At 68.3% G+C, this 24,061-nt stretch carries 23 protein-coding genes; 14 read left to right on the forward strand and 9 right to left on the reverse strand.

What is annotated here, in order from left to right; all coding sequences use genetic code 11:
- Positions 1-9: 9 nt before the first annotated feature.
- From H4281_RS38875 to H4281_RS38895, 5 genes are all read left to right on the forward strand, one after another.
- A complete protein-coding gene (locus tag H4281_RS38875; RefSeq protein ID WP_182895839.1) occupies positions 10-1,764 on the forward strand; it encodes a serine hydrolase domain-containing protein in 1,755 nt (584 codons plus the stop codon).
- 211 nt (positions 1,765-1,975) lie between these two features.
- Complete coding sequence (locus tag H4281_RS38880; protein WP_182895840.1) at positions 1,976-2,977, forward strand: MurR/RpiR family transcriptional regulator; 1,002 nt, start codon at positions 1,976-1,978, stop codon at positions 2,975-2,977.
- A 16-nt stretch (positions 2,978-2,993) separates the two neighbouring features.
- Complete coding sequence (locus H4281_RS38885) at positions 2,994-3,923, forward strand: N-acetylmuramic acid 6-phosphate etherase (protein ID WP_182895873.1); 930 nt, start codon at positions 2,994-2,996, stop codon at positions 3,921-3,923.
- A 91-nt stretch (positions 3,924-4,014) separates the two neighbouring features.
- Positions 4,015-5,091 carry a Nickel transporter NicT gene (gene nicT / locus H4281_RS38890; RefSeq protein ID WP_182895841.1) on the forward strand — a complete coding sequence of 359 codons (1,077 nt, stop codon included), beginning with the start codon at positions 4,015-4,017 and terminating at the stop codon, positions 5,089-5,091.
- A 16-nt stretch (positions 5,092-5,107) separates the two neighbouring features.
- Positions 5,108-5,686 carry a hypothetical protein gene (locus H4281_RS38895; protein ID WP_182895842.1) on the forward strand — a complete coding sequence of 193 codons (579 nt, stop codon included), beginning with the start codon at positions 5,108-5,110 and terminating at the stop codon, positions 5,684-5,686.
- Positions 5,687-5,750: 64 nt separating this feature from the next.
- Here H4281_RS38895 and H4281_RS38900 read toward each other — a convergent pair whose 3' ends face one another.
- Positions 5,751-6,203 (reverse strand): carboxymuconolactone decarboxylase family protein, encoded by a 453-nt coding sequence (locus H4281_RS38900; protein WP_182895843.1) that lies wholly within the window; start codon positions 6,201-6,203, stop codon positions 5,751-5,753.
- A gap of 71 nt (positions 6,204-6,274) precedes the next feature.
- On the opposite strand from H4281_RS38900, the gene H4281_RS38905 reads away from it, so the two are divergent.
- Positions 6,275-7,153, forward strand: coding sequence for a sigma-70 family RNA polymerase sigma factor (locus tag H4281_RS38905; protein WP_182895844.1), 879 nt, complete (start codon positions 6,275-6,277; stop codon positions 7,151-7,153).
- A 2-nt stretch (positions 7,154-7,155) separates the two neighbouring features.
- Here H4281_RS38905 and H4281_RS38910 read toward each other — a convergent pair whose 3' ends face one another.
- Positions 7,156-8,031, reverse strand: a complete 876-nt coding sequence (locus H4281_RS38910) for an aldo/keto reductase (RefSeq protein WP_220508479.1) — start codon at positions 8,029-8,031, stop codon at positions 7,156-7,158.
- Positions 8,032-8,119: 88 nt separating this feature from the next.
- Between H4281_RS38910 and H4281_RS38915 the strand changes: the two genes are divergently transcribed.
- Positions 8,120-8,689 (forward strand): TetR/AcrR family transcriptional regulator, encoded by a 570-nt coding sequence (locus tag H4281_RS38915; protein WP_182895846.1) that lies wholly within the window; start codon positions 8,120-8,122, stop codon positions 8,687-8,689.
- Here the strand turns inward: H4281_RS38915 and H4281_RS38920 are convergent.
- From H4281_RS38920 to H4281_RS38940, 5 genes are all read right to left on the reverse strand, one after another.
- On the reverse strand, positions 8,674-10,494 hold the full coding sequence (locus H4281_RS38920) for a helix-turn-helix domain-containing protein (RefSeq protein WP_182895847.1): 1,821 nt from the start codon (positions 10,492-10,494) through the stop codon (positions 8,674-8,676). The genes H4281_RS38915 and H4281_RS38920 overlap by 16 nt on opposite strands.
- A complete protein-coding gene (locus H4281_RS38925; RefSeq protein WP_182895848.1) occupies positions 10,491-11,798 on the reverse strand; it encodes an MFS transporter in 1,308 nt (435 codons plus the stop codon). Before H4281_RS38925 ends, H4281_RS38920 begins: the two co-directional genes overlap by 4 nt.
- A 34-nt stretch (positions 11,799-11,832) precedes the next feature.
- Positions 11,833-12,582, reverse strand: a complete 750-nt coding sequence (locus tag H4281_RS38930) for a 3-hydroxybutyrate dehydrogenase (RefSeq protein WP_182895849.1) — start codon at positions 12,580-12,582, stop codon at positions 11,833-11,835.
- A gap of 89 nt (positions 12,583-12,671) precedes the next feature.
- Positions 12,672-13,394, reverse strand: coding sequence for a Fic family protein (locus tag H4281_RS38935; protein WP_182895850.1), 723 nt, complete (start codon positions 13,392-13,394; stop codon positions 12,672-12,674).
- On the reverse strand, positions 13,391-13,888 hold the full coding sequence (locus tag H4281_RS38940) for a phosphoribosyltransferase (RefSeq protein WP_116204936.1): 498 nt from the start codon (positions 13,886-13,888) through the stop codon (positions 13,391-13,393). The genes H4281_RS38935 and H4281_RS38940 overlap by 4 nt, the downstream gene beginning before the upstream one ends.
- A gap of 114 nt (positions 13,889-14,002) precedes the next feature.
- Here H4281_RS38940 and H4281_RS38945 point away from each other — a divergent pair, with 114 nt between their 5' ends.
- From H4281_RS38945 to H4281_RS38960, 4 genes are all read left to right on the forward strand, one after another.
- Positions 14,003-14,581 carry a GNAT family N-acetyltransferase gene (locus tag H4281_RS38945; RefSeq protein WP_182895851.1) on the forward strand — a complete coding sequence of 193 codons (579 nt, stop codon included), beginning with the start codon at positions 14,003-14,005 and terminating at the stop codon, positions 14,579-14,581.
- A gap of 118 nt (positions 14,582-14,699) precedes the next feature.
- Positions 14,700-16,679 carry an acetate--CoA ligase gene (gene acs / locus H4281_RS38950; protein WP_182895852.1) on the forward strand — a complete coding sequence of 660 codons (1,980 nt, stop codon included), beginning with the start codon at positions 14,700-14,702 and terminating at the stop codon, positions 16,677-16,679.
- 137 nt (positions 16,680-16,816) lie between these two features.
- Positions 16,817-17,335: a DUF6319 family protein gene (locus H4281_RS38955; RefSeq protein WP_182895853.1), complete on the forward strand. Its 519-nt coding sequence runs from the start codon at positions 16,817-16,819 to the stop codon at positions 17,333-17,335.
- A 308-nt stretch (positions 17,336-17,643) separates the two neighbouring features.
- Positions 17,644-18,366, forward strand: a complete 723-nt coding sequence (locus tag H4281_RS38960) for a VIT1/CCC1 transporter family protein (protein WP_182895854.1) — start codon at positions 17,644-17,646, stop codon at positions 18,364-18,366.
- Positions 18,367-18,416: 50 nt separating this feature from the next.
- Here the strand turns inward: H4281_RS38960 and H4281_RS38965 are convergent, their stop codons facing one another.
- Complete coding sequence (locus H4281_RS38965) at positions 18,417-19,874, reverse strand: peptide MFS transporter (protein WP_182895855.1); 1,458 nt, start codon at positions 19,872-19,874, stop codon at positions 18,417-18,419.
- 287 nt (positions 19,875-20,161) lie between these two features.
- Between H4281_RS38965 and nhaA the strand changes: the two genes are divergently transcribed.
- Genes nhaA through H4281_RS38980 form a run of 3 tightly spaced genes read left to right on the forward strand, consistent with a single transcriptional unit; the run spans position 20,162 to position 22,842 of the window.
- Complete coding sequence (nhaA, locus tag H4281_RS38970; RefSeq protein ID WP_182895856.1) at positions 20,162-21,346, forward strand: Na+/H+ antiporter NhaA; 1,185 nt, start codon at positions 20,162-20,164, stop codon at positions 21,344-21,346.
- Positions 21,347-21,405: 59 nt separating this feature from the next.
- Positions 21,406-21,903 carry a phage holin family protein gene (locus H4281_RS38975; RefSeq protein WP_116204929.1) on the forward strand — a complete coding sequence of 166 codons (498 nt, stop codon included), beginning with the start codon at positions 21,406-21,408 and terminating at the stop codon, positions 21,901-21,903.
- Positions 21,904-21,924: 21 nt separating this feature from the next.
- Positions 21,925-22,842, forward strand: coding sequence for an alpha/beta fold hydrolase (locus tag H4281_RS38980; RefSeq protein WP_182895874.1), 918 nt, complete (start codon positions 21,925-21,927; stop codon positions 22,840-22,842).
- A gap of 31 nt (positions 22,843-22,873) precedes the next feature.
- Here H4281_RS38980 and H4281_RS38985 read toward each other — a convergent pair whose 3' ends face one another.
- Positions 22,874-24,058 (reverse strand): MarP family serine protease, encoded by a 1,185-nt coding sequence (locus H4281_RS38985; protein WP_182895857.1) that lies wholly within the window; start codon positions 24,056-24,058, stop codon positions 22,874-22,876.
- Positions 24,059-24,061 lie beyond the last annotated feature (3 nt).

The raw sequence follows: 24,061 nt of genomic DNA on the forward strand, positions 1-24,061 counted from the left end.
AGAGCGGTCATGCGTGCTAGGAAAGTGCTCGTCGCGACATTGGCCGTACTGGTCGCGGCCACGACGACCGCGGGAGCAGCCACGATCGACAACCGGCACGGCGGCTTCGCCGGGCGTTTCGACCGTCCGCAGCACGGGTTCGCACCGGCGAGCACGAAGCTGCGCGACGGCAGTCCGAGCGAGGTCAACCTCGATCCGCAGCCGATCCGCGACGCGGAACAGTTCCTGAAGAGCTGGACGCAGCCGGACGCGAGCGGGCATCCGCACTTCTCCGGCGCGGTCGGCCTGCTCGCGCACGACGGCGTGGTCGTGGACCGTTACGCCGTCGGCGGCGCGCTCCGGTACGCCGACGCCAAGGGCACCGAGCTGCCGCCGGACCAGCAGGTCCCGATGCGTGACGACACCATTTTCGACATGGCGTCGATCTCGAAGCTCTTCACCTCGATCGCCGCGCTGCAGCTGACCGAACAGGGCAAGCTGGACGTCAACGCGCCGGTCGTGCGTTATCTGCCGGAGTTCGGCGTCAACGGCAAGCAGGACGTCACCGTGCTGCAGCTGCTCACGCACACCTCCGGGTTCGACGCCGATCCGTCTCCGTCGCTCTGGCAGGGCTATCCGGACATCCCGTCGCGGCGCAAGGCGGTGCTCGACAGCCCGCTCAAGAACGCGCCGGGCAGCACGTACTTGTACTCCGACCTCAACATGCTCACGCTCGGCTTCCTGATCGAGAAGCTGTCCGGCAAGCCGTTGGACCAGGTGGTGCACGATCGCATCACCGCGCCGCTCGGCATGGTCGACACCGGGTACAACCCGCCCGCGTCGAAGCTCTCCCGCATCGCCGCGACCGAGTACGAGACGACCCCGCCGCGCGGGCTGGTGCGCGGACAGGTGCACGACGAGAACGCCTGGTCGCTCGGCGGCGTCGCGGGGCACGCGGGCGTGTTCTCCACGGCCGGCGACATGGCCCTGCTCTCCCAGGCCATCCTCAACGGCGGCAGCTACCGCGGGCACCGGATCCTGCGGCCGGACACCGTCACGAAGATGCTGACGAATTACAACCAGCGCTTCCCCGGCGACGAGCACGGCCTCGGCTTCGAACTGGACCAGCCCTGGTACATGGGCGCGCTGGCGTCGCCGATCAGCGCGGGCCACACCGGCTTCACCGGCACCACGCTGGTCATCGATCCGGAATCGCGGTCGTTCGCGTTGCTGCTCACCAACCGCGTGCACCCCACGCGCACCTGGGGTTCCATCAACACCGCCCGCCAGGTCTGGGCGACCTCGCTCGCGAAGGCGATGGCCGTGCGGCCGGTCGCGGGCCCCGACGCCTGGTACGCAAGCCTGGGAAACAACGGCGTCGCTACGCTCAGCACACAACCGCTTCCAGCGGGTGCGCCACTGCGCGTGTCCTTCGCCGCTTTCGTCGACACCGAGGGCCCGAGCGACCCGTTGCAGCTCGAATCGAGCACCGACGGGGTTAATTGGCAACCTGTTCCGCTTCAGGCCCGTGGCCCGGGTGCACCCGATGACGAGACGTCCGCACTCGGCGGACACGGGCACCGCTCCTGGTGGCGGGTGTCCGCGGAGGTGCCCGCGTCCTCGGCTACCTCGCTCCGGTGGCGTTACAGCACCGATCCGAATTACACGGGACGGGGAGTTTCCCTCGATAGTGTGAAAGTCACCCAACGCGGCCACGTCGTTCTCGATGGTGAGCGAAACCCCTCGGAGCTGGCCTCTTCGGGCTGGAAATTGAGCGCTCGGTAGGCACCCCGCCGCGCATTGCCACCTTCGTGTCCCCACTCAGTGGAACAAGACTCCTTCGCTAGACACACTTAGTTGCCAAGTCGTTAGCTTGAGGTCGTTAACGCCGTGGACTCGGTTGGCGACTTTCTTGACAACGATTAATCGCAAACCGAAGTCCGCAGACACGGACGGGTTGTGGTTCTGCCGAAGGATGTGGGTAGCCTTGTCGCAAATGCCAACGGTTAGTAACTTTCCGACGGCGGATGATGCGGGATCCGTAATCAGCAGCGCACCCTCCGAGCACCTCGCAGGTCAGGCGACGGCGCGCGACGCGGATGCGAGCCCCCTGGTCCGCATTCGCTCGCTGCTGCCCGGACTCGCCCGGGCCGAGCAGCGGGTCGCGAAGGTTGTCCTGGAAGACCCGGCCGCTGTCGCGCGCCGCAGCATCACCGAGGTCGCGCTCGCCGCGAACACCTCTGAGACCACCGTTACACGCTTCTGCAAGGCCGTCGGGGTCGGCGGCTACCCGCAGCTGCGCATCGCGCTCGCTGCGGACACCGCCCGTACCGAGGCGCGCACCTCGCGCAACCTCGGCGGCGAGATCGGCCCCGGCGACGACCTGGCGTCCGTCATCGGCAAGGTCAGCTTCGCCGACGCGCGCGCCGTCGAAGAGACCGCAGACCAGCTCGACGTCGCCCAGTTGCAGAGCGTCATCGACCTCGTCGCCGAAGCAGGCCGGGTCGACGTGTACGGCGTGGGCGCAAGCGCTTTCGTCGCCGCTGACCTGCAGCAGAAGCTGCACCGGATCGGCCGCGTCAGCTTCTCCTGGTCGGACACGCACATCATGCTGACCTCGGCCGCCGTCCTGAAGCCGGGCGACGTCGCGGTCGGCGTCTCGCACACCGGCGCGACCACGGACACCGTCGAGGCGCTGCGGGTCGCGCGCGAGCACGGAGCGGTGACCGTCGCGGTCACCAACTTCCCGCGCTCGCCGATCACCGAGGTCGCCGACCACGTACTCACCACGGCGGCCCGCGAAACCACCTTCCGGTCCGGGGCGACAGCCAGCCGGATCGCCCAGCTGACCGTGATCGACTGCCTCTTCATCGGTGTCGCGCAGCGGCACATGGAGGCGTCGGTCAGCGCGTTGGACGCCACGAGGGACGCGGTCGGCTCGCACCGGCTCGGGGTCAGACCCGACGGTCGTCGTCGTCCGCGGGAAACCGGCAAATGAACCAAGAAGCGAGGATCTGATGTCCGTCCCCTGCCAGACGGTGCACGTCGATTCGCCTACCGAACAACGAAACCCGCGCACGGTGGACATCGATCTGATGTCCACCATGGGGATCCTCGGCGCGATCAACGCCGAGGACCGCCGGGTGCCGGACGCGGTGGCCGCGGTGCTGCCGCAACTGGCCCGCGCGGTCGACTACGCCGTGGATGCGCTGCGCGGCGGGGGGCGCGTGCATTACGTCGGCGCGGGCACCTCGGGCCGACTCGCGACACTCGACGCGGCTGAGCTGGTGCCGACGTTCAACGTGCCTGGCGACTGGTTCGTCGCCCACCACGCGGGCGGCGAGAAGGCGCTGCGGCAGGCCGTCGAGAACGCCGAGGACGACGCGGACGCCGGCGCGGCGGAAATCGCCCTGTCGGTGCAGCCGGGCGACTTCGTGCTCGGTCTCGCGGCCTCCGGGCGCACCCCGTACGTGCTCGGCGCACTCGCCGAGGCCAGCCGGATCGGCGCGCACACCGGGCTCGTCTCGGCGAACCCGCGCGCCGCGCAACCGGCGGGCGTGGACGTCCTGATCGCCGTCGCCACCGGTCCCGAGGCCATCGCGGGCTCGACCCGGATGAAGGCGGGCACGGCGCAGAAGCTGATCCTCACCGCGTTCTCCAGCGCGACGATGATCAAGCTGGGCAAGACGTACTCGAACCTGATGGTGAGCATGCGCGCGACGAACGCGAAGCTGCGCGGCCGCACCATCCGGATCCTGCAGGAAGCCACCGGCATGACGATGGCCGACTGCTCGGACGCGCTCACCGAAGCGGGCGGCGACCTCAAGGTGGCGCTCGTGCACCTGCTGTCCGGCAGCGACGTCACCCGCTCCGCCGAGGCGCTCTCCGCGGCGGGCGGGCACGTCCGCAAGGCGCTCGACTCGCTGCACCTGCGCGCCGGCTGAGCTTTACCCGATTGTCCGTGAAGGGCCCCTTGCGGGAATCTGATTCCCGCAAGGGGCCCTTCACGGCTTTCCGGCGAGCGAGAGGACGGCGATGACGCAGCGGCTCACTCGCGGCGACCGGTGGTCGATCGGCGGCATGGCGGCGGTGATCCTGCTGCTCAACCTCGTCGGCTGGGGTTTGCTCGTGCTGGTTGTCGCGCCGGAGCATTACGCGCTCGGCGCGGGCGGCACGTTCGGCATCGGCCTCGGGGTCACCGCGTTCACGCTCGGCATGCGGCACGCGTTCGACGCCGACCACATCGCCGCCATCGACAACACCACGCGCAAGCTGATGGCCGACGGGCAGCGTCCGCTGTCGGTCGGGTTCTGGTTCTCCCTCGGGCATTCGACGATCGTCTTCGCGCTGTGCCTGCTGCTGTCGACGGGCGTCCGCGCGATCGCCGGGCAACTGGAGGACGGTGGCTCCGCGCTGCACGAGACGACCGGCCTGATCGGCACGTCGGTATCCGGGATTTTCCTGTACCTGATCGCGATCATGAACCTGGTCGTGCTCGTCGGGATCGCGCGCGTGTTCGCCCGGATGCGCCGCGGCGAACTGGACGAGGCGGAGCTGGAACGCCATCTCGACAACCGCGGCCTGATGAACCGGCTGCTGCGCGGGGCCACCAAAGCGGTGCGGAAGCCGTGGCACATCTATCCGGTGGGAGTCCTTTTCGGACTCGGTTTCGACACCGCGACGGAAATCGGATTGCTCGTCCTCGCCGCGGGCGCGGCCGCGTTTTCCTTGCCCTGGTATGCGATTCTCGTGCTGCCGATCCTGTTCGCCGCCGGAATGAGCCTGTTCGACGCCGCCGACGGCGTGTTGATGAACTACGCATACGGCTGGGCGTTTTCCCGGCCGATCCGGAAGATTTATTACAACCTCACGGTTACCGCGCTTTCCGTGGCGGTCGCGCTCGGCATCGGGACGATCGAACTGGTCACGCTGCTCGCCGAGAAGCTCGGCATCACGTCCGGCCCGCTCGCCGCGATCGCCTCGGTGAACCTGGACTACGTGGGCTTCGCGATCGTCGGGTTGTTCGTCGTCACCTGGTTGGCCGCGTTCGCGATCTGGAAATTCGGGAGAATAGAGGAGAAGTGGGCCGCGCGGCTGGGTACCGCCGACTGACACCTCAGGGGGCACCGTGAAGAGACAAGTGCTGGTACTGGCCAGGGCGCTGGCGCTCGTGCTCCGCAGGCAGACCGACGTGCCGCCGGACGGCGTCGCGATCCACTACAGCCGCACCATCCGCCCGATGTTCTGGGTGATGCTGGCGGTGAACCCGGTCGACATCGTCATGGTCGAGGTCGTGGTGAAGTCGGCGCCGGTGCGGATCGCGTTGCTGGTGCTGGAAATACTGGGCGCGCTCTGGTTCCTGGCCCTCGTCGCGACTCTCTACAAATATCCGCACTCGGTCGGCCGCGACGGGCTGCGAGTGCGGTATCTGTCCTTCTTCGACCAGCGGATCCCGTTGGCCAGCATCGATTCCGTACGGCAGACGAGCCGGTCGCTCAAGGCGCGCGGCGGCGTCAGCGTGCCCGAAGACGGGGTGCTGGCCGTGGGAATCAGCCAGGCGACCAACCTCTCGATCGCCCTGCGCGAACCGCGACTGGTCGATCTGGGCCGCAAGGGCACCGTCGAAATCACCCAGCTCGACCTCTGGGCCGACGATCCGCGAGCCGCCGTCGCGGCGATCCGGGATCAGTTGCCCGCGAGCGTGTGAAGCTGCCGGGGGCAGCGGCGGATCCCCCTGCCGCCGCCCCGGCAGTACCCCCAGTACCCCAGCGTCAGAACGAGCCGACCGGCTGACGGATCGCGGCGTTGAGCCGGTTCCACACGTTGATGCCCGCGATGGACAGCAGCAGCGACGAGAGTTCCTTCTCGTCGTAGATGTCCGCGGCTGCGTCCCAGACCGCGTCCGGGACCGGGTCCGTCCGGTCGGCCAGCCGGGTGACGTGCTCGGCCAGGTCCAGCGCGGCACGCTCGGCGTCGGTGAAGTACGGCGATTCGCGCCACGCGCCGACGCCCCAGATCCGCTCGTCCTTCTCGCCTGCCTCCTTCATCTCCCGCGCGTGCATGTCGACGCACATGCTGCAGCCGTTGATCTGGCTCACGCGCAGGTGGATCAGGTGGTGCGTGGTCGCCGGGACCGTGCTGTCGTTCGTGGCCTTGCTCAGCGCCATCAGCGCCTTCATCGCGTCCGGCTGAACCTGGATCGGGTGGGTCATCCGTGCCTGCATGGTGATCTCCTCCTGTCACGTCCGCCGTGTTCGGCGGGTCTTGTCAGTAGGACCCGGCCCGAGGAGAAGATGTGACAGTGCGGGACGAAAAACAGGACGAGAATTTTTGGGCGGCTCAGTTCGAGGAGCATCGGCCCAGGTTGCGAGCGGTGGCGTACCGGATGCTCGGTTCGTTCGCCGAGGCCGACGACGCCATTCAGGAGACCTGGCTGCGGGTGACGCGCTCCTCGGGAGAGGACGTCCGCAACACCGGCAGCTGGCTGACGACGATCGTGTCGCGCCAATGCCTCAACATGCTGCGCTCGCGCGCGACCCGCCGCGAGGATCCGCTGGACATCCGGGTGCCGGACCCGGTCGTGGAGACCGGGGACGGCGTCGATCCGGCGGAGCAGGAGGTCCTCGCGGACTCGGTGGGACTCGCGCTGCTGGTGGTGCTGGAAGCGCTCGACCCGGCGGAACGGCTCGCCTTCGTCCTGCACGACATGTTCGCCGTGCCGTTCGACGAGATCGCGACGATGCTCGACAAGAACACCGCCGCGGTACGGCAGCTGGCGAGCCGGGCGCGCCGCCGTGTGCAGGGCGTGACCCCGGCGGGTCCGGCGGATCGAGCGCAGCAGCGCAAGATCGCGGACGCCTGGCTCACCGCAGCGCGCGGCGGCAACTTCGAGGGGCTCGTCGCGCTCCTGCACCCGGACGCTCTGCTGCGCGTCGACACCGGCGGGCTCGGCTCGAAGGTCGTGCGCGGCGCGGCCGAGGTCGCGGGCAGCGCGTCGCAGTTCCGCCCGGTCGGCCTGGTGTCGCAGTACGCGACCGTCAACGGCGGCCCCGGCATTGTCGCCCTGCGCGACGGGAAGCCGGTTTCGGTGCTGTCGTTCACCGTGTCCGACGGGTTGATCACGGAGATCAACATCCTCGCCGATGTCGAGCGGATCGCCGCGCTGAACTTCTGAGGTCAGCCGAGCCGGTCCAGGGCAGCTACCGCTTCGGCGGGCAGCTGCACCTGGCCGGCGGCGAGGTTTTCGGCGAGGTGTGCCGGAGTCGCCGTGCCCGCGATCAGGAGCGTGCCCGCGTAGCGCTGCAGCAGCCAGGCCAGCGCGACCTGCGCCGGGGTAACGCCGAGTTCGGTCGCGACGGCGGTCACGACTGAATTGCCGCGCACGTCTTGGCCCAGCTCGAACGCGGAGCCCAGCGGGAAGTACGGCACCCAGGCGATCTCGTGTCCCCGGCACAGCTCCAGGACCGGCTCGGTGGCGCGGGCGAGCACGTTGTAGGAGTTCTGCACGCAGACGATCCCAACCGGCAGCGCGTGCCGGAGCTGGTCGGCGGACACGTTGCTGAGCCCGAGCGAGCGGATCTTTCCCGCGTCGCGCAGGGAAATCAGTTCGGCGAGCTGGTCGTCGATGTCGACGAGCTGGTCGCCTTCCGCGATCAGGCCGGGTCCGGCGTCAGCGCGGCGCAGGTTGACCACGTCGAGCTGGTCGACGCCGAGCGAGGCGAGGTTGGCCTCGACCTGCGCTCGAAGCTGCTCGGGCTGTTGCGCGAGCTGGAGCCCGTGCGGGGATTCCTCGGCGCCGACCTTGGTCACGACGACCAGGTCGTCCGGATAGGGCGAGAACGCCTCGCGGATCAGGTCGTTGCAGCGGCCGTCGCTGTAGAACTGGGCGGTGTCCAGGTGGTTCACGCCCGCGCTCGCCGCGTCGCGCAGCAGTTTTACCTGGTCAGCGCGGTCGGTTCCGGGGCGGCCGAGCTGCATCACGCCGTAGCCGATCCGCGCGACCTCGTGGCCGGCGAGCTTCGCGGTGCCGCCTGGAGCAGTGGTTGCCGTCATGAGGAAAGACTCCTGCCGTGGCATAGTGGAAGTTGATGCGGAGGCGCCTCCGTATCACCACCGTAGCAGAACCGGAGGACCCTCCGCTTTGTCGAGCGCCAAGAAGCCGCGCGCGGACGCTGAACGCAACCGTCTGCGCCTGCTCACTGCTGCCCGCACAGCGTTCGGCGAAGGCGACGAGCCCGTGACGCTGGAGCGCGTCGCGCGCGAAGCGGGTGTCGGCATCGGAACGCTCTACCGGCACTTCCCTACTCGTGAAGCGCTGGTCGAGGCGCTCTACCGGGACGAGTTGGCGCAGGTCGTCGCGAGCGCGCCGAAGCTGCTTGAGAGCGAGAAGCCGCTTCGCGCGCTGCGTCGGTGGATGGACCGCTTCGCCGAGTACGCGGGCACGAAGCACGACATGGCCGACACACTGCGCGCGATCATCGAGGCGGGCACCGTCGACATGACGCAGGTCCGCGCGGAGTTGACTGAGGCCGTCCAGTTGATCATGGACGCTGGGGTGGCAGATGGGACGCTTCGGGCGGACGTTCGCGCACAGGACGTCGTGGTGACCGTGGTCGGAGCGTGCAGCATGCGGACGCTGCCGGACGGGCCTGAACAGTTGGACCGGATGCTCGACCTGATCCACGCCGGAATCCGTCAACCGCCGAGCTGATGCACGCGCAGCGCGAGCTGGATCTCCAGCGAGCGTTCCGGTTCGCGCCAATCCTCGCCCAGCAGCACCGCTAGGCGTTCCATCCGCTGCGCGACCGTGTTGACGTGGACGTGCAGGGTTTCCTTTGCCCGCGCCAAATTCCCGCCAGCCGCGTAGTATGCGCGCAGCGTGCCGACAAGGTCGGTGCCGCGGCGAGCGTCGTAGTCGAGGACTGGGCCGAGTGTCGCGTGGACGTAGCCGGACAGGTCGGAATGCCTGCCGAGCAGAACGCCGAGGAACCCGAGGTCGGCCATCGCCGCGCCGTCGCCTTCGCGGCCGAGAGCCAGCAAAGTATTAACGCATCGAACAGCTTCATTGTATGCCTGCGCCAACGCTTCGGGACCGCTCGCCAGGCCAGCCGCGCCGACGGTCACCGGACAGTCCACAACGGACTTCAGCTCGGCGGCGATCCGTGCTGCGGCAGGCTGATCCGGGGCGAGCGCGACGACTTGCTCCGCGTGGACGCCGACCAGATCGCCGTATCGAGCACAGGCGGCAGCGAGCCCGCGTCGAGAAATTCCCGAAGCGTGCGCGACCAAAACCGTGTGCGGCGAAGACAAATCGACACCCAACCGACGTGCGCGAGCGATCAAGGAGCCTGGGTTACGGGTCGGCGCGGTGAGCAGGTCGGTCAGCAATTCGCCGCGCACTTGATCCTCGGCTTGCGCCACGGAACGACGCAGCAGCAACAACAATGCCGTGACAACCGCGGCCCGTTCAAAGAGCCGACGGTCGTCCCCGGCTAGCTCGGGGCGTCCGGAGAGCGTCAGGCTGCCGAGCAATTCCCGGCCTGCCCGCACCGCACAAACCCAGACGTCCTTTGTAGACACCGCGCGGCCATTGGCGTGCGACGAAGCTACTGCGGCAGCGTCAAAAGTGACCGAGGTACCGGCCAACAGCCCGCCTTCCTCGTCATGCACAGCGATCGAGCCGCGCAGAACGCCGGCCACTTCTGCTGCCACCGCGGGCAAATCCGCGCCACCGAGCACGAGGTCCATGAGGCGGTCGTGGGCGTCGTCGGCCCGGCGCATCGTCGCGTTGGCTGCGTTCAGTTCCGCAGCGGCCGAGCGCGTTTCTTCCAGGAGGTGCGCGGTGTCCAAGGCGATCGCCGCGTGCGCGGCCAGCGACGAAAGCAGTGCGACCTCCGCCGTCGAGAACGCTCGCGACGACCGGTCGGACGCGTACAGCACGCCCAGCACTTTGCCGCCGATCGCCAGCGGTACGCCGAGGATCGCCTTCAAACCCTCCTCGCGGACGCCCGCGTCGATCGGGTTCGTGTGCCGGAACCGCTCGTCCTCGAAGTAGTCCGCGGTCGCGTACGGGCGCGCGGTCTGCGCTACGAGACCGCCGAGGCCCTCGCCCATCCCCAGCACAATTTGCTGGAACAGCGCGGAAACCGACCCGTCCGTGACCCGGATGTACGTCTCGCCGTTCGCCTCGTCGTTGAGGCTGAGGTACGAAACGTCCACGCCCAGCAACGTCCGGGCGCGCCGGACGATCGATCGCAGCACCGCGTCCGGATCGCGCAGCCGGGCGAGGTCGCTCGCGGTGTCGAACAACGCGGTCAGCTCGGCTTCCCGCCGCCGGTGTTCGCTGAGCGTCTCGCGGATCCGCAACGCCAGCTCCGTCGCCGAACCGATCGCGGCGGACTGTTCCGCGGACAAGCCCCGGGCAGCGACATGCGCCAACTGCTCGCTGCTCGCTCCGGCGGCGAGCAGTTCGAGCAGCCGGCGATACGCCTCGGCAGTGGGGTCCACACCCGTCATGCTGTCATTGAAGCCTGCCGTTCGGCCGCCGTCTCGTGCAGCGACGCGCCGCGCGTCTCGCGGGCGGCGAGCAGCGCGACCAGCGACAACAAGCACATCGCGACCACGTAGACCGAAACCGGAACCGTCGAGTGGTACGCCTCGAACAGCGCCACCGCGATCAACGGCGCGACCGCACCGGCCGCGATGGACGACAGCTGGCCGCCGACCGAAAGCCCGGTGTAGCGCACCCGTGTCGGGAATTGTTCCGCGAAGAACGCCGCCTGCGGCCCGTACATCGCGCCGTGCACGACGAGGCCGATCACCGCCGCGCCGATCACCGAACCGGTCGTGCGCAGGTCGAGCAGCCAGAAGAAGCCGAACGACCAGGCTGCCATCCCGACGACGCCGAACAGGTACACCGGCTTCCGCCCGATCCTGTCGGAAAGCAAGCCCCACAAGGGAATCGTCACGAAGTGCACGGCCGACGCGACGAGCACCGCGGTCAGGCCGGTCGCCTTCGGCAGGCCGAGCCCGGTGGTCACGTACACGAGGATGAACGCGGTGATCACGTAGTAGGACACGTTTTCCGCGATGCGCGCGCCGAACGTCACCGCCAGCGCACGGAAGTGTCCGCGGAAGACGTCGACGATCGGCGCCTGCGCACGCTCGTCCGCGGCGGCTTTCGCCGCGATGAACACCGGCGATTCCGAAACCGCCAGCCGGATCCACAGGCCGAGCACGACCAGCACACCCGACAACAGGAACGGAATCCGCCAGCCCCAAGCTTGGAAAGTCGCGTCCGACTGCGCCGACGCCAGGATCGCGAGCACCGCCGTGGCCAGCAGGTTTCCAGCCGGAACGCCGGTCTGCGGCCACGACGCCCAGAACCCGCGCCGCCGGTCGTCGCCGTGCTCGGACACCAGCAGCACCGCGCCGCCCCACTCGCCGCCGAGTGCGAAGCCCTGGATCAGCCGCAGCAGCGTCAGCAGCACCGGCGCGAGCACGCCGACCGCGCTGTACGTGGGCAGCAAGCCCATCGCGAAGGTCGAGCCGCCCATCATCAACAGGCTCACGACCAGCAGTTTCTTACGCCCGATCCGATCGCCGAAGTGCCCGAACACGAGCCCGCCGATCGGCCGCGCGAGGAAGCCGACCGCGTAGGTGAGCAACGCCAGCAGGGTGCCGGTGAGCGGATCGGCGGTCGGGAAGAACAGCTTGTTGAAGACCAGCGCGGCGGCCGAGGTGTAGAGGAAGAAGTCGTACCACTCGATGGTGGTTCCGATCAGCCCGGCTCCGACGACGCGCAGCAGCTTTTTGTCCATAGTGGACTCCACTCCGTTGTGGGGAAAGGGGATTTCAGCCAGCGGTCCAGCCGCCGTCAACGGGAAGCGACGCACCGGTGACGTGTCCGGCGGACTCGCCGCACAGCCACACCACGAGCTCGGCGACGTCGGAGGGTTCGATCAATCGCTTGATCGCGGCCCGGCGCAGCAAAACCTGTTCGAGCACTTCCTCCGGCGGCACCCCGTGCTCGGCCGCCTGCGCTGCAAGCTGACCGGTGACGAGCGGCGTGCGAACGTAGCCGGGGTTCACGCAATTGCTGGTCACGCCATGCTCCGCACCTTCCAGAGCGGCCACTTTGGACAGTCCCTCGAGCGCGTGTTTCGCCGTGACGTAAGCGGCTTTGTACGGACTCGCCCGCACGCCGTGCACGCTGGACATGTTCACGATCCGTCCCCAGCCGCGCGCGTACATCGCCGGCAGGCACTGGCGGATCAGCAAAAACGGCGCGGTCACCATCAACGACTGGATGAAGGCGAACCGCTCCGCCGGGAATTCCGGCAACGGCGCGACGTGCTGCACGCCCGCGTTGTTGACGAGCACATCGACGTCCGCGGGCAGAGTCGCCAGCGCCGCCGGGTCGGTCAGGTCCACCACGTGCGCCTGTCCGCCGACCTCAGCCGCAGCCGCCTCCGCCCCGGCGACGTCCACGACGTGCACCTTGGCCCCGGCCGCGCCGAACGCCCGCACGCAGGCCAGCCCGATGCCACTGCCGCCGCCGGTCACCAGCGCGGTGCGTCCGGCGAGGGAACTGTCACTGGTCATGGCCGGAAACAGTAAGTCGCTCCGACCTGGGCGACCATGGCTCAATCGACCACAGAATGCCGTTCGACAGTGTGGTCAGGCCACACGCGTCAGCCAGCGGCCGACGAGATGCTCCGCGCCTCGCTCGCCCCGGCTTCGAAGGACTCGCAGCAGAAGAGCAGCCACTCGCGCACGCCGTCGACGGTCCCGCCGGCGAACCCCTGCGCGAGCTCGACGTACCGCGGAACGCGCCGGAAGTACGCGACCTCCGGCACCGTCAACGCCTTCGGATCAAGGCCGGTCGCGACCATCGACAGCCGCGCCGCCGCTCGGGCGACCACTCCGTCCGCCGAACCGAACGGGGCCAGCGCGAGAAGTTCGCCGTGCACGACCGCGGTCAGCACCGGTCCCGGCACGGAAGTCGCCCCGGTGACGAGCTGAGCCAGCAACTCCAGCCGCTCGCCGCCGCGCTGCGGACGGCCGAGCTGATCCGGATCGGACACCACGTCGGACGCGGCCAGCAAATGCAGCCGGGCCACTGTCTGCAACGGAGCCCGCCGCCAGGTCGGCAGCAACGACTCCAGCTTTTCCGCGACCCGCAACGCCCCGGCGAGCAGCGGGTCGGTCACCGAACCGTCTTCCGGCAACTCGGGATTGGCCCCGTCGATCCCCGCCGAAGCCCGTGCGGCACGAACCGAAGCCTCAGCCGCGGTCTCCGCCCCGCCGCGCAGGTTCGCGGGCAGCCGGTGCACGGCGAAGATCGCGTCCTGCGCGGCTTTGGCGGCCGCGGCGACGCCGTCCAGCTCCAGCAGCGGCTTCAGCGGATCACTCACGCGTCGAGCACCTGCCCCGCTCGCTCCACGACGGGAGGCAGCACCGACCACGGGAAGTTGATCCACCGGTCGGTCCGCTTCCACACGTACTCGCACTTCACCGTCGAAGCGGGCTTCTCGTAAACCACCGCGCACCGCACGTCCGCGACGTGGTCGGCACAGAAGTCCCGGACCAGCTTGAGCGTCGCCCCGGTGTCCGCGACGTCGTCGGCGACCAGCACCTTCTTGTGTGTGAGATCCACCACGTTGGGCACCGGCGGCAGCATGACCGGAAGGTCGAGCCGCTGGTCGACGCCGGTGTAGAACTCGACGTTCATCACGTGCAGGTTCTTCACGTCGAGCGCGTACCCGAGCGCGCCCGCGACGAACAGCCCGCCGCGCGCGATAGAGAGGATGAGGTCGGGGACGAACCCGTCCGCGGCCACCTCCTGTGCCAGTTCCCGGCTCGCCGAACCGAACAACTCCCAGGTGAGGTTTTCTCGCTCCTCGGCCATGCGCGCTCTCTTTCTCCGGGTGGTCCAGGGAGCATAAGCGGCCGAATAGTGGACTGCTGAAATGACCGGTAAATGGCACTTCGACACAGCCACTTGCCGCCGTAGCGTGAGCCCGTGACCTGGAGCGAGCACCCCATTCTGTCCGGCCGCCACGTACGGCTCGAACCCCTCACGCCCGAGCACGCCCCCGGCCTGCTGGAGGCGGGAGCCGACCCGGGCATCTGGGCCTGGCTGAGCGTCCGTCAGCCCGCCGACCTCGGCGAAGCCGAGACGATGGTGAAGGACGCGCTCGCCGACCCGGACCGCCGCCCGTGGGCGCAGATCGACGTCGCGTCCGGCCGCGTCGCCGGGACGACTTCTTATTACCAGGTAGTAGCGAAGCACCGGATCCTCTCGATCGGGCACACCTGGATCGGCGCGGAATTCCAGCGCACCGCGCTCAACACCGAGGCCAAATTCCTCCTGCTGCGCAACGCCTTCGAGGACTGGGGAGCCCAGCGCGTCGCGTGGGAAACCGACAACCGCAACCTCCGTTCGCAACGCGCCATCGAACGGCTCGGCGCGCTGCGCGAAGGGGTGCTGCGGGCGCACCGGATCCGTCCGGACGGCACTACCCGCGACACGGTGCTCTACTCGATGACGGACGCCGAGTGGCCGGGCGCCCGTGCCCGGCTGCTCGCCCGCCTCGGCTGAGCCTCGCCGCACATCGCTTGGCGCTGTGCGCGCAACGTGGCTGCAACCTTGTCGTAGGCGGACTAACGTCGCTAGCGTTCCCTGAGCCGCGGGTTCGCACTACAGGAGGCTTTGCACCATGACCGAGCAGTCCCCAGCGTTGGACAACCTGCTCACCGAGAGCCGCACGTTTCCTCCCAGCGAAGAGTTCGCTGGTCAGGCGAACGCGAAGGCCGATTTGTATGCGACGGCGGATGCTGACCGGGAGCAGTTCTGGGCCGGGCAGGCGGAGCGGCTGTCGTGGGACACGAAGTGGTCCCAGGTATTGGACTGGACCAATGCGCCGTTCGCGAAGTGGTTCGTGGGCGGGAAACTGAACGTCGCGTACAACTGCGTGGACCGGCACGTCGAGTCCGGCCACGGGGACCAGGTCGCGATCCACTGGGTCGGCGAACCGGGCGACACCCGCGACATCACCTACTCGCAGCTGAAGGACGAGGTCTCGAAGGCCGCGAACGCGCTGTCGTCGCTGGGCGTCGTGGCCGGGGACGTCGTCGCGATCCAGCTGCAGATGGTGCCCGAGGCGATTTTCGCGATGCTGGCGTGCGCGCGGATCGGCGCCCTGCACAGCGTGGTGTTCGGCGGTTTCTCGCCGACGGCGCTGCGCGCGCGGGTGGACGACGCGGCGGCGAAGATCGTGATCACCTCGGACGGCCAGTACCGCCGCGGCAAGGCCGCGCCGATGAAGGCGAACGTCGACGAAGCCTTGCAGGGCGCGGAAACCGTGCAGAAGGTCATCGTCGTCCGGCGCACCGGCAGCGACCTCGAGGGCGAGACGCCGTGGACCGAGGGCCGCGACCTGTGGTGGCACGAACTGGTCGACGGACAGTCCACTGAGCACAAGCCGGAAGCGTTCGATTCCGAGCACCCGCTGTTCATCCTGTACACCTCGGGAACCACGGGTAAGCCGAAGGGCATTCTGCACACTTCGGGCGGCTACCTGACCCAGACCGCGTACACCCACAATGTCGTGTTCGACCACAAGCCGGGCGAAGACGTCTATTGGTGCACCGCCGACATCGGCTGGATCACCGGCCACTCGTACATCGTGTACGGGCCGCTGGCGAACCGCGTGACCCAGGTCGTCTACGAAGGCACGCCGAACACCCCGCACGAGGGCAGGCACTGGGAAATCATCCAGAAGTACAAGGTCTCGATCTACTACACCGCGCCGACGCTGATCCGCACCTTCATGAAGTGGGGCGAGGACATCCCGGCGAAGTACGACCTGTCGTCGCTGCGGGTCCTCGGCAGCGTGGGCGAGCCGATCAACCCCGAGGCCTGGATCTGGTACCGCGACAAGATCGGCGCGAACAAGACGCCGGTCGTCGACACGTGGTGGCAGACCGAAACCGGCGCGATCATGATCTCGCCGCTGCCCGGCGTCACCGCCGCCAAGCCGGGTTCCGCGCAGCGCGCGCTGCCGGGCATCTCGGCGAAGGTCGTCGACGACACCGGCGCCGAGGTCCCGCACGGCGGCGGCGGATACCTGGTGCTGGACAAGCCGTGGCCGTCCATGCTGCGCGGCGTGTGGGGCGACGACGAGCGCTTCCGCGACACCTACTGGTCCCGGTTCTCCGAGCAGGGCTACTACTTCGCGGGCGACGGCGCGAAGTACGACGAGGACGGCGACATCTGGCTGCTCGGCCGCGTGGACGACGTGATGAACGTGTCCGGGCACCGGATCTCCACCACCGAGGTCGAGTCCGCGCTCGTGTCGCACCCGACGGTCGCCGAAGCCGCGGTCGTCGGCGCGACCGACCCGACCACCGGACAGGGCATCGTCGCGTTCGTGATCCTGCGCGGCAACGCCGTGGACGGCGGGGACGACGCGGTGCAGGAGCTGCGCAACCACGTCGCGAAGGAGATCGGGCCGATCGCGAAGCCGCGCCAGATCATGGTCGTGGCCGAACTGCCGAAGACCCGCTCCGGCAAGATCATGCGCCGGCTGCTGCGCGACGTCGCGGAGAACCGCCAGATCGGCGACGTCACCACGCTCGCCGACTCGTCGGTCATGGACCTGATCTCCTCCGGACTGAACTCCGGCAAGGAGGAGTAAGTTCTTCACCGTCAGGAAGGGGCTCTCCCGGCTGGGAGGGTCCCTTCCTGCATTGATCCCCCAGAAGTGCGGGCATCGAACGCATGTTCTAAGATGCCCGCGTACCCAACCCAGATCCGGGCAAGGAGACGACACGAATGTCCGTGGAAGCCTTGACGCACGACGAGGACACTGCGGCCGGGCCGGCGGCGGCGTCATCGCCGCAGGCCGCCGGCACCCCGGAGGCCCCGGAAGTCGCCGAGCCCACTGCCGCTCCCGAGTCTTCGGACTCCGCCACCGCGGACGCCCCGAAGCCGGCGTCGGAGTCCACTGAGGAGACCCCGGCCGTCGAGTCGCCGAAGCCGAAGCGCGGCCGCCCGAAGGCCGCGGCGTCGACGGCGAAGAAGACCCGCACCGTGGAGCTGACGCTCACCGTCACCGGCACCGCGGACGGCGAGTGGCAGGCCGAGCTGAAGAACGGCGCCAAGTGGGTCGCGAAGGGCCTGGCCGTCCCGGCCGCGGCGGTTTCGCGGGCAGCGAAGGAACTGCACGACGACCTGTCCGGCCCGATCGACGAGGTCATCAACGCCGCCCGCGAGGCGCAGGCCGCGAAGGTCGCGCAGTTGGAGGCCGAACTGGAAGCCGCGAAGGCGGCACTGGCCGAACTCGACAACTGAGCCAGACCCGGTTCGCCCGGGTCCGGTGTCCACTGTGGCGCCGGACCCGGGCGTTCGTCGTTTCAAGCCCACGCCGCGGCTCCGTTCCGCAGACGCGCCTCAACGACACCCGCAGCGCCGCCTTAACGCCCGGGTAGTGGCCCCTGGCGCCCTCGATGGGCCCGCACGGACTTCCGCATCGCCTGCCCAGACCCGGCTATTCGCCCGGTCAGGCAAGGCACAATTCATTGAGGATTGCCTTTCTTAACCGAATTCCTGAACTCCGGGAAAATGTCGCGCGGAAACAATTTCCGTGATTCACTGAAGCGGTGACCGAAACGATGGGCGACGCGGTGCACGCGCACGAACCGCACGACGACGTCGGCGGCAAGCTGAACTGGCTGCGCGCCGGGGTTCTCGGCGCGAACGACGGGATCGTGTCCGTCGCGGGCATCGTCGTGGGCGTCGCCGGAGCCACCACCGACAGCACCACGATCCTCACCGCCGGAATTGCCGGGCTCGTCGCGGGCGCGTTTTCCATGGCGGGCGGGGAATATGTGAGCGTGAGCACCCAGCGCGACACCGAACGAGCGCTGCTGCGGCTCGAGAAGCACGAACTGAAAACGATGCCCGAAGCCGAGGAACGCGAACTCGCGCAGATCTACGAGGACAAGGGCCTCTCCCCGGAGCTGGCGAAGCAGGTCGCGCGCGAGCTGACCGAAAAGGACCCGCTGCAGGCGCATGCGGAGGCGGAACTCGGCATCGATCCGGACAACCTGACCAGCCCGTGGCAGGCGGCGTGGGCCTCGCTGCTGGCGTTCTCCGTCGGCGCGCTGCTGCCGTTGCTGGCGATCGCCTGGACGTCGGTCGGCGTCCGGGTCTGGGCGTGCGCGCTGGCGGTGGTCGTCGGCCTCACGCTCACCGGTTTCGTGAGCGCGAGGCTCGGCAACGCGCAGGTGGGGCGCGCGATCGTCCGAAACGTCGGCGTCGGCGCCCTCACCATGCTCGTCACTTACTTCGTCGGAGTGCTTTTCGGCACCACAGTGGGTTAGTGCCCCGGACCCCGCCCCGCCACCACCCTCAACGGAGCGGCTGCGCCGCGCTAGTGCACCCCTCGCATCAGCTTGCGGATGAACGGGATCAGCGCGAGCAGCACCACGCCGACCACGATCGCGGTGCCGCCGATGATGCTGAAGTACGGCACCTCGTCCTTGGGGTCATAGGACTGCGCGAGCTTGCCCGACATCGCCGTGCCCAGCGAAACCGACAAGAAGTTCAGCGCCACCATCTGCGTCCGGAACGCCTCCGGCGCGAGCTTCGTCGACAGCGAAAGCCCGACCGGCGACAGCATCAGCTCAGCGATCGTGAACACCAGCAGGATGCCGGCCAGCGCGATCAGCGGGCTGCCGTTCGTGCCGGTGTGCGCCATCGGCAGGAACAGCAGGAACGCCGCGCCCATGAGCACCGTGCCGAGCACGAACTTCATCGGCGTCGACGGCTGTTTCGGGCCGAGCTTCGTCCAGATCGCCGCGACGATCGGGGCGAACACGATGATGAACACCGGGTTGATCGAGTTGACCCAGGACACCGGCATCGTCCAGCCGAACAGGTCGCGGTCGAGCCGCTGGTCGCTGTAGACCGAGACGACCGTCGCCTGCTGCTGGTAAAGCGAGAAGAACGCGGCGCTCGCGATGTACATCGGGATGAACGACAGCACCCGGCTGCGCTCGTCCGAGGTGATCTTCTTGCTGGCCAGGATCGCGACGAAGTACACCACCGAGATCGCGACGACCACGTAGACCACGACGTCGGCGAGGTTGTCCGGGGTGACCACTCCGGACATGATCAGCGCGACGACCGCGGCGATGATCACCACGGCCACGCCGATCACGAGCGCGCGCTGCGAGGACGGAAGCGGGTTCGGCACCTCGGACGCCTTCGCGCCGAGATTCTTCCGCCCGATCGTGTACTGGATCAGCCCGAGCGCCATGCCGATCGCGGCGAGGCCGAAGCCGAGGTGGAAGCCGCCGTTCTGCTGGGCGAGCCCGGTCAGCAGCGGGCCGATGAACCCGCCGATGTTGACGCCCATGTAGAAGATCGTGAATCCGGCGTCGCGCCGCTCGTCGCCCTCGGCGTACAGCGTGCCGACCACCGAGGTCGCGTTGCCCTTGAGCCCGCCGGACCCGAGTGCGACGCACGCGAGACCGACGCCGACGCCGGTCAGTCCGGGCAGCACCGCGAGCGCGATGTGCCCGATCATCACCACGATGGCGCTGTAGAACAGCGTGCGTTCAGAGCCGAGCAGCCGGTCGGCGATCCACGCGCCGACGACCGTGGCGAGGTAGACCGTGCCGCCGTACGCGCCGACGATGCCGAGCGCGGCGCTCTGGTCGATCCCGAGGCCGCCCTTGTCGGCCTGGTAGTAGAGGTAGATGGCGAGGATGCCCTGCATCCCGTAGAAGGAGAAGCGCTCCCACATCTCCACGCCGAAGAGGTTCGCCAACCCCCTCGGGTGCCCGAAAAATCTGGTGTCGGCCTGGGCGTCGATAGGGGTGCTCACTACTGCCTCGTCCCTGTATTCAACATCGTTGTCGTTCTCTCCTCGCATGCTAGAAGGCGAACAGGTGAACGAAAAACCGGCGTCAGTATGGACTAGACAACTTGCCCGCCGCGACGGGCTGACCTGCGTTTGCGCGCGGCGCGGGCAGATGCGAGCGTCATCGGGCAGTCCCGGGTTGCCGTTCGTCACAACGGCCGGTAATCGGCGACTGCGGACGGTAAACTGGACATCGGTGTGCCGGGAAGTCTGGTCGGCGGGAGAGCCGCCGTCCCCACAAGGAGTTTTTCGTGACCCCAGCCCGCGCCGTCGCCGAATTCGCCCGTTTCCTCCGCACTGAGACGACCGGCGGGCTGATCCTGCTCGGAGCCACCGCGGTCGCGCTGGTCTGGGCCAACTCGCCGCTCGCGCCGGCTTACGAGGCGCTGCGCGACTTCCGGATCGGCCCGGAGTTCCTGCACCTCAACCTCACCCTCGGCGACTGGGCGAAGGACGGCCTGCTCGCGTTGTTCTTCTTCGTCGCGGGGCTTGAGCTCAAACGAGAACTGGTGGTCGGCGAGCTGTCCCGGTGGCGGCAGGCGGTGCTGCCGGTGATCGCCGCGATCGGCGGGATGGTCGTTCCCGCGGTGCTCGCGCTGGCGGTCGCCTGGGGCACGCCGGGCGTCGACCGGGCGTGGGCGATCCCGGTGGCCACGGACATCGCGTTCGCGCTCGGCGTGCTCGCGCTGACCGCCTCGAACCTGCCCAGCAGCGCGCGGGTGTTCCTGCTTTCCCTTGCCGTGGTGGACGACCTCGGCGCGATTCTCGTCATCGCGATCCTCTTCACCAGCAGTTTCAACCTGATCGCGGCGGCGGTCGCGGTGGTCGCGCTCGGGCTTTACGCCTTCTTGCAGCACAAGCGCGTCCGCACGCCGTGGCTGTACGTGCCGATCGCGCTGATCACCTGGGTCGCGGTGCATTCGGCGGGCATCCACGCGACGATCGCCGGCGTCGCGCTCGGGCTGCTCACTCGCGTCCGCGAGGACGAGGGCGAGGAAGAAGCACCCGCGGTCCGGCTCGAACACCGCTTGCAGCCGTGGTCAGCGGCGGTGGCGGTGCCGGTGTTCGCCTTGTTCGCCGCGGGGATCTCGGTGAACGGCGACGCGCTGTCGACGGTTTTCACCACCGCGTTGCCGCTGGCTGTCCTCATCGGACTGGTCGTCGGGAAGTTCGTCGGCATCTTCGGGGCGAGTCTGCTGGCAGTGAAGCTGCACGTGGCGGAAAAGCCCAGCGGAATGAGCTGGCGAGACGTGGCCGCGCTGTCCGTACTCGGCGGTGTCGGGTTCACCGTCAGCCTGCTGATCGCCGAACTCGCACTGCCCGGCGAAGCGGCTGAAGTGGCCAAAGCGGCGGTCTTGATCGCTTCGGCGATCGCCTCGCTGGCGGCGGCCTTGCTGCTCTTGCGGCGCAGCCGGGTACACGCGAAGGCGGCTTGATCCCGACACTCCCGCCGGTCCGTCGCGCCTCGCCTACGGTCACGTGGCACGATGACCCAGTGAGCAGCCCCAAACACGAGCGCACCAGCCCCGACGGCGTGGGGGCCGTGCCGTACCTGCCCCTGTCCAGCGACGAGGAAGCCGCGGCGAGCGAGCAGTCCATCGGCAAGCTCGTCGGCGACGCCACCCAGCACCTGTCGACGCTGGTCCGCGCCGAAATCGAGCTGGCGAAAGCCGAGCTGGCGCAGGAAGCGAAGAAGGCGCTCAAGGGGACAGTCTTCTTCCTGATCGCCCTCACCGTCTTTCTGTACAGCACCTTCTTCCTGTTCCTGCTGATCGCCGAGGGCCTGTCGGACTGGTGGGGCATCCGCTGGCCCGCGTTCGCGACGGTGTTCGGCCTGATGCTGGTCACCGTGGGCGCGACGGCGTTCCTCGGCTGGCGCAAGGTGAAGAAGCTGCGCGCGCCGGAACGCACGATCAGCAGCGTCAAGGAGACGGCCGAGGCGTTCAAGCGCAAGCCGGCCGAAGACGACGACCTGCCCTCGACGCAGGGCTGACGCCAGCCCTCGCGCGCGGTGGTGGAGCTGACGCCGGACCCGTCGAGCGTGCGGGTCGACGGCCCGTGGACGCATCGCGACGTCTCGGCCAACGGCATCCGCCTGCACGTAGCCGAATGCGGCGAAGGCCCATTAGTGCTGCTCCTGCATGGGTTCGCGGGTTTCTGGTGGACCTGGCGACACCAGCTGCCCGCACTGGCCGACGCGGGTTTCCGCGCGGTAGCGGTAGATCTGCGCGGCTACGGCGACTCGGACAAACCCCCGCGCGGCTACGACGCCTGGACCCTGGCGGGTGACGTCGGCGGCCTGATCAAGACCCTGGGCGCCCGCCGGGCGCACCTGGTCGGCCACGCCTGGGGCGGCATGCTCGCCTGGACAGTCGCGGCTCTGCACCCGCGTCTCGTGTCCTCGGTGACCGCGATCGGCGCCGCGCACCCGCTGGCGTTCAAGTCGGCGGTGAAGCGCACCAGCAGCCAGATCCGCGCGGTCGGCCACCTCTTCCGTTTCCAGGTACCGATGGCCCCGGAGAAATGGCTGGTCCGCGACAACGCGGCAGCGGTAGAAGAACTGTTCGCGAAATGGTCCGGCGAGACCTGGCGATCCTCTTCGGACTTCACCGAGACGATGCCGCCGTTCCGCCAAGCCATGCTGGTCCCAGGCGTCGCCCACTCCGCGTTGGAGTACTACCGCTGGGCCTTCCGTGCCCAGTTCCGAGGCGAAGGCAGGCGCTTCACCGACGCCGTCGACGGCCGCATCTCCGCCCCCGTACTGCAACTACACGGCGCGGACGACACCTGCATTCTCCCGGAAACCGCCTTGGCGTCAGTCCACTGGGCAGGCCCCCACAGCGAACCGAAAATCTGGCCAGGCATCGGCCACTTCCCCCACCTGGAAGACCCAGAGCGAGTCACCAAGTCCGTTGTGGACTTCGTCCGCTAACCGCTCGGGCAGAGGTACCGCAGCCGGACCGTCAGTTCGCGCAAGCTCCCGTAGCAACCCGCTCAGTCTGCGACGGAGCAGCGTCAACCGCACTGCGCACCTGATCCGCGGTCAACGTGAACCCAGTATCCGGATCCTCAACCGCAGCCCCGAAAACCACCCCGATGACATCCCCATCAGGCGTGATCATCGGCCCTCCGGAGTTCCCGCTCCGCACGGTTCCCCGAACAGTAAACACATCCCGCTGCACAGTATTAGCGTCATAAATATCCGGCCCGCGCAGGTTGATCCGCCCTCGAACCCGAGCCGGAGTAGCCGTATAAGGCCCGTCCAACGGATACCCCAACACCACGGCGTTATCCCCAGCCCGAGCAGTCTGCGGCGCGAACGGCAACACCGGCGCCCGCAACCCCGGCACCGCCAACACCGCAACATCGACCTCCGGATTGAAATACACAACCCGAGCCCGGTAGTCCCCCGAGGTCGACTCGATCCCGACCTCGTCAGTCCCCGCCACCACATGCGCGTTAGTCATCACCCGCTGAGGCGCAACGACAAACCCGCTACCCTCAAGCGCCCGGGAACAAGACGGCGCATTCCCCCGAATCTTCACCACACTCGGATGCACCCGCTTGGCCACAGCCGACACATTCAACGAAGTATCCGGCGGCGGCGTATCCGCCGAAGGAGCTTTCTCAAACGGCGACAACGCAGACGGAAACCCGGACGCGTCAAGCAACTTCCGCAAGTCACTGGGAAGCCCCTGCGCCTCGGCGGGCATCAAGTCATTGACCTCGCCCAGCACCACCGACGAATTGATCGACTTAGCCAGCCCAGGAATCGCCGAAACCGTAGTCAACGGATTCGCGACCAGCCAGGCGACCACGAACACCGCAGCCGCCTGCAAGATCGCCCCGAGCGTCTTGTCGATGCCGGAAAGCTTGTCCGGATTGATCTTCTGCCGCAGCTTCCGCCCGACCCACACGCCGAGCGTCTCGCCGAGCACGATCAGGAACACGACCACAGCGAACGCGAAAGCCACCTTCGCGACCGGACTGTCGAAGAGACTGATCACGAACGGCGCCAGCTTCACCCCGGCCACCGCGCCCAGCGCGACGCCCACGAGCGCGGGCAGCGCGACGATCACGCCTTGGAACGCGCCGGAAACCGCCGCCATGACCGCGAGCAGCAGGACGACGACATCGACCCAGTTCACCGC

The organism is Amycolatopsis dendrobii (genome assembly GCF_014145675.1).
Classification (GTDB): domain Bacteria; phylum Actinomycetota; class Actinomycetes; order Mycobacteriales; family Pseudonocardiaceae; genus Amycolatopsis; species Amycolatopsis dendrobii.

Bases quoted from the DNA above. Each gene is read 5' to 3' on its own strand.
- H4281_RS38875 (WP_182895839.1), top strand. From the start codon at position 10: ATGCGTGCTAGGAAAGTGCTCGTCGCGACATTGGCCGTACTGGTCGCG.
- H4281_RS38880 (WP_182895840.1), top strand. From the start codon at position 1,976: ATGCCAACGGTTAGTAACTTTCCGACGGCGGATGATGCGGGATCCGTA.
- nicT (WP_182895841.1), top strand. From the start codon at position 4,015: ATGACGCAGCGGCTCACTCGCGGCGACCGGTGGTCGATCGGCGGCATG.
- H4281_RS38900 (WP_182895843.1), bottom strand. From the start codon at position 6,203: ATGCAGGCACGGATGACCCACCCGATCCAGGTTCAGCCGGACGCGATG.
- H4281_RS38910 (WP_220508479.1), bottom strand. From the start codon at position 8,031: ATGACGGCAACCACTGCTCCAGGCGGCACCGCGAAGCTCGCCGGCCAC.
- H4281_RS38920 (WP_182895847.1), bottom strand. From the start codon at position 10,494: ATGACGGGTGTGGACCCCACTGCCGAGGCGTATCGCCGGCTGCTCGAA.
- H4281_RS38925 (WP_182895848.1), bottom strand. From the start codon at position 11,798: ATGGACAAAAAGCTGCTGCGCGTCGTCGGAGCCGGGCTGATCGGAACC.
- H4281_RS38930 (WP_182895849.1), bottom strand. From the start codon at position 12,582: ATGACCAGTGACAGTTCCCTCGCCGGACGCACCGCGCTGGTGACCGGC.
- H4281_RS38940 (WP_116204936.1), bottom strand. From the start codon at position 13,888: ATGGCCGAGGAGCGAGAAAACCTCACCTGGGAGTTGTTCGGTTCGGCG.
- acs (WP_182895852.1), top strand. From the start codon at position 14,700: ATGACCGAGCAGTCCCCAGCGTTGGACAACCTGCTCACCGAGAGCCGC.
- H4281_RS38955 (WP_182895853.1), top strand. From the start codon at position 16,817: ATGTCCGTGGAAGCCTTGACGCACGACGAGGACACTGCGGCCGGGCCG.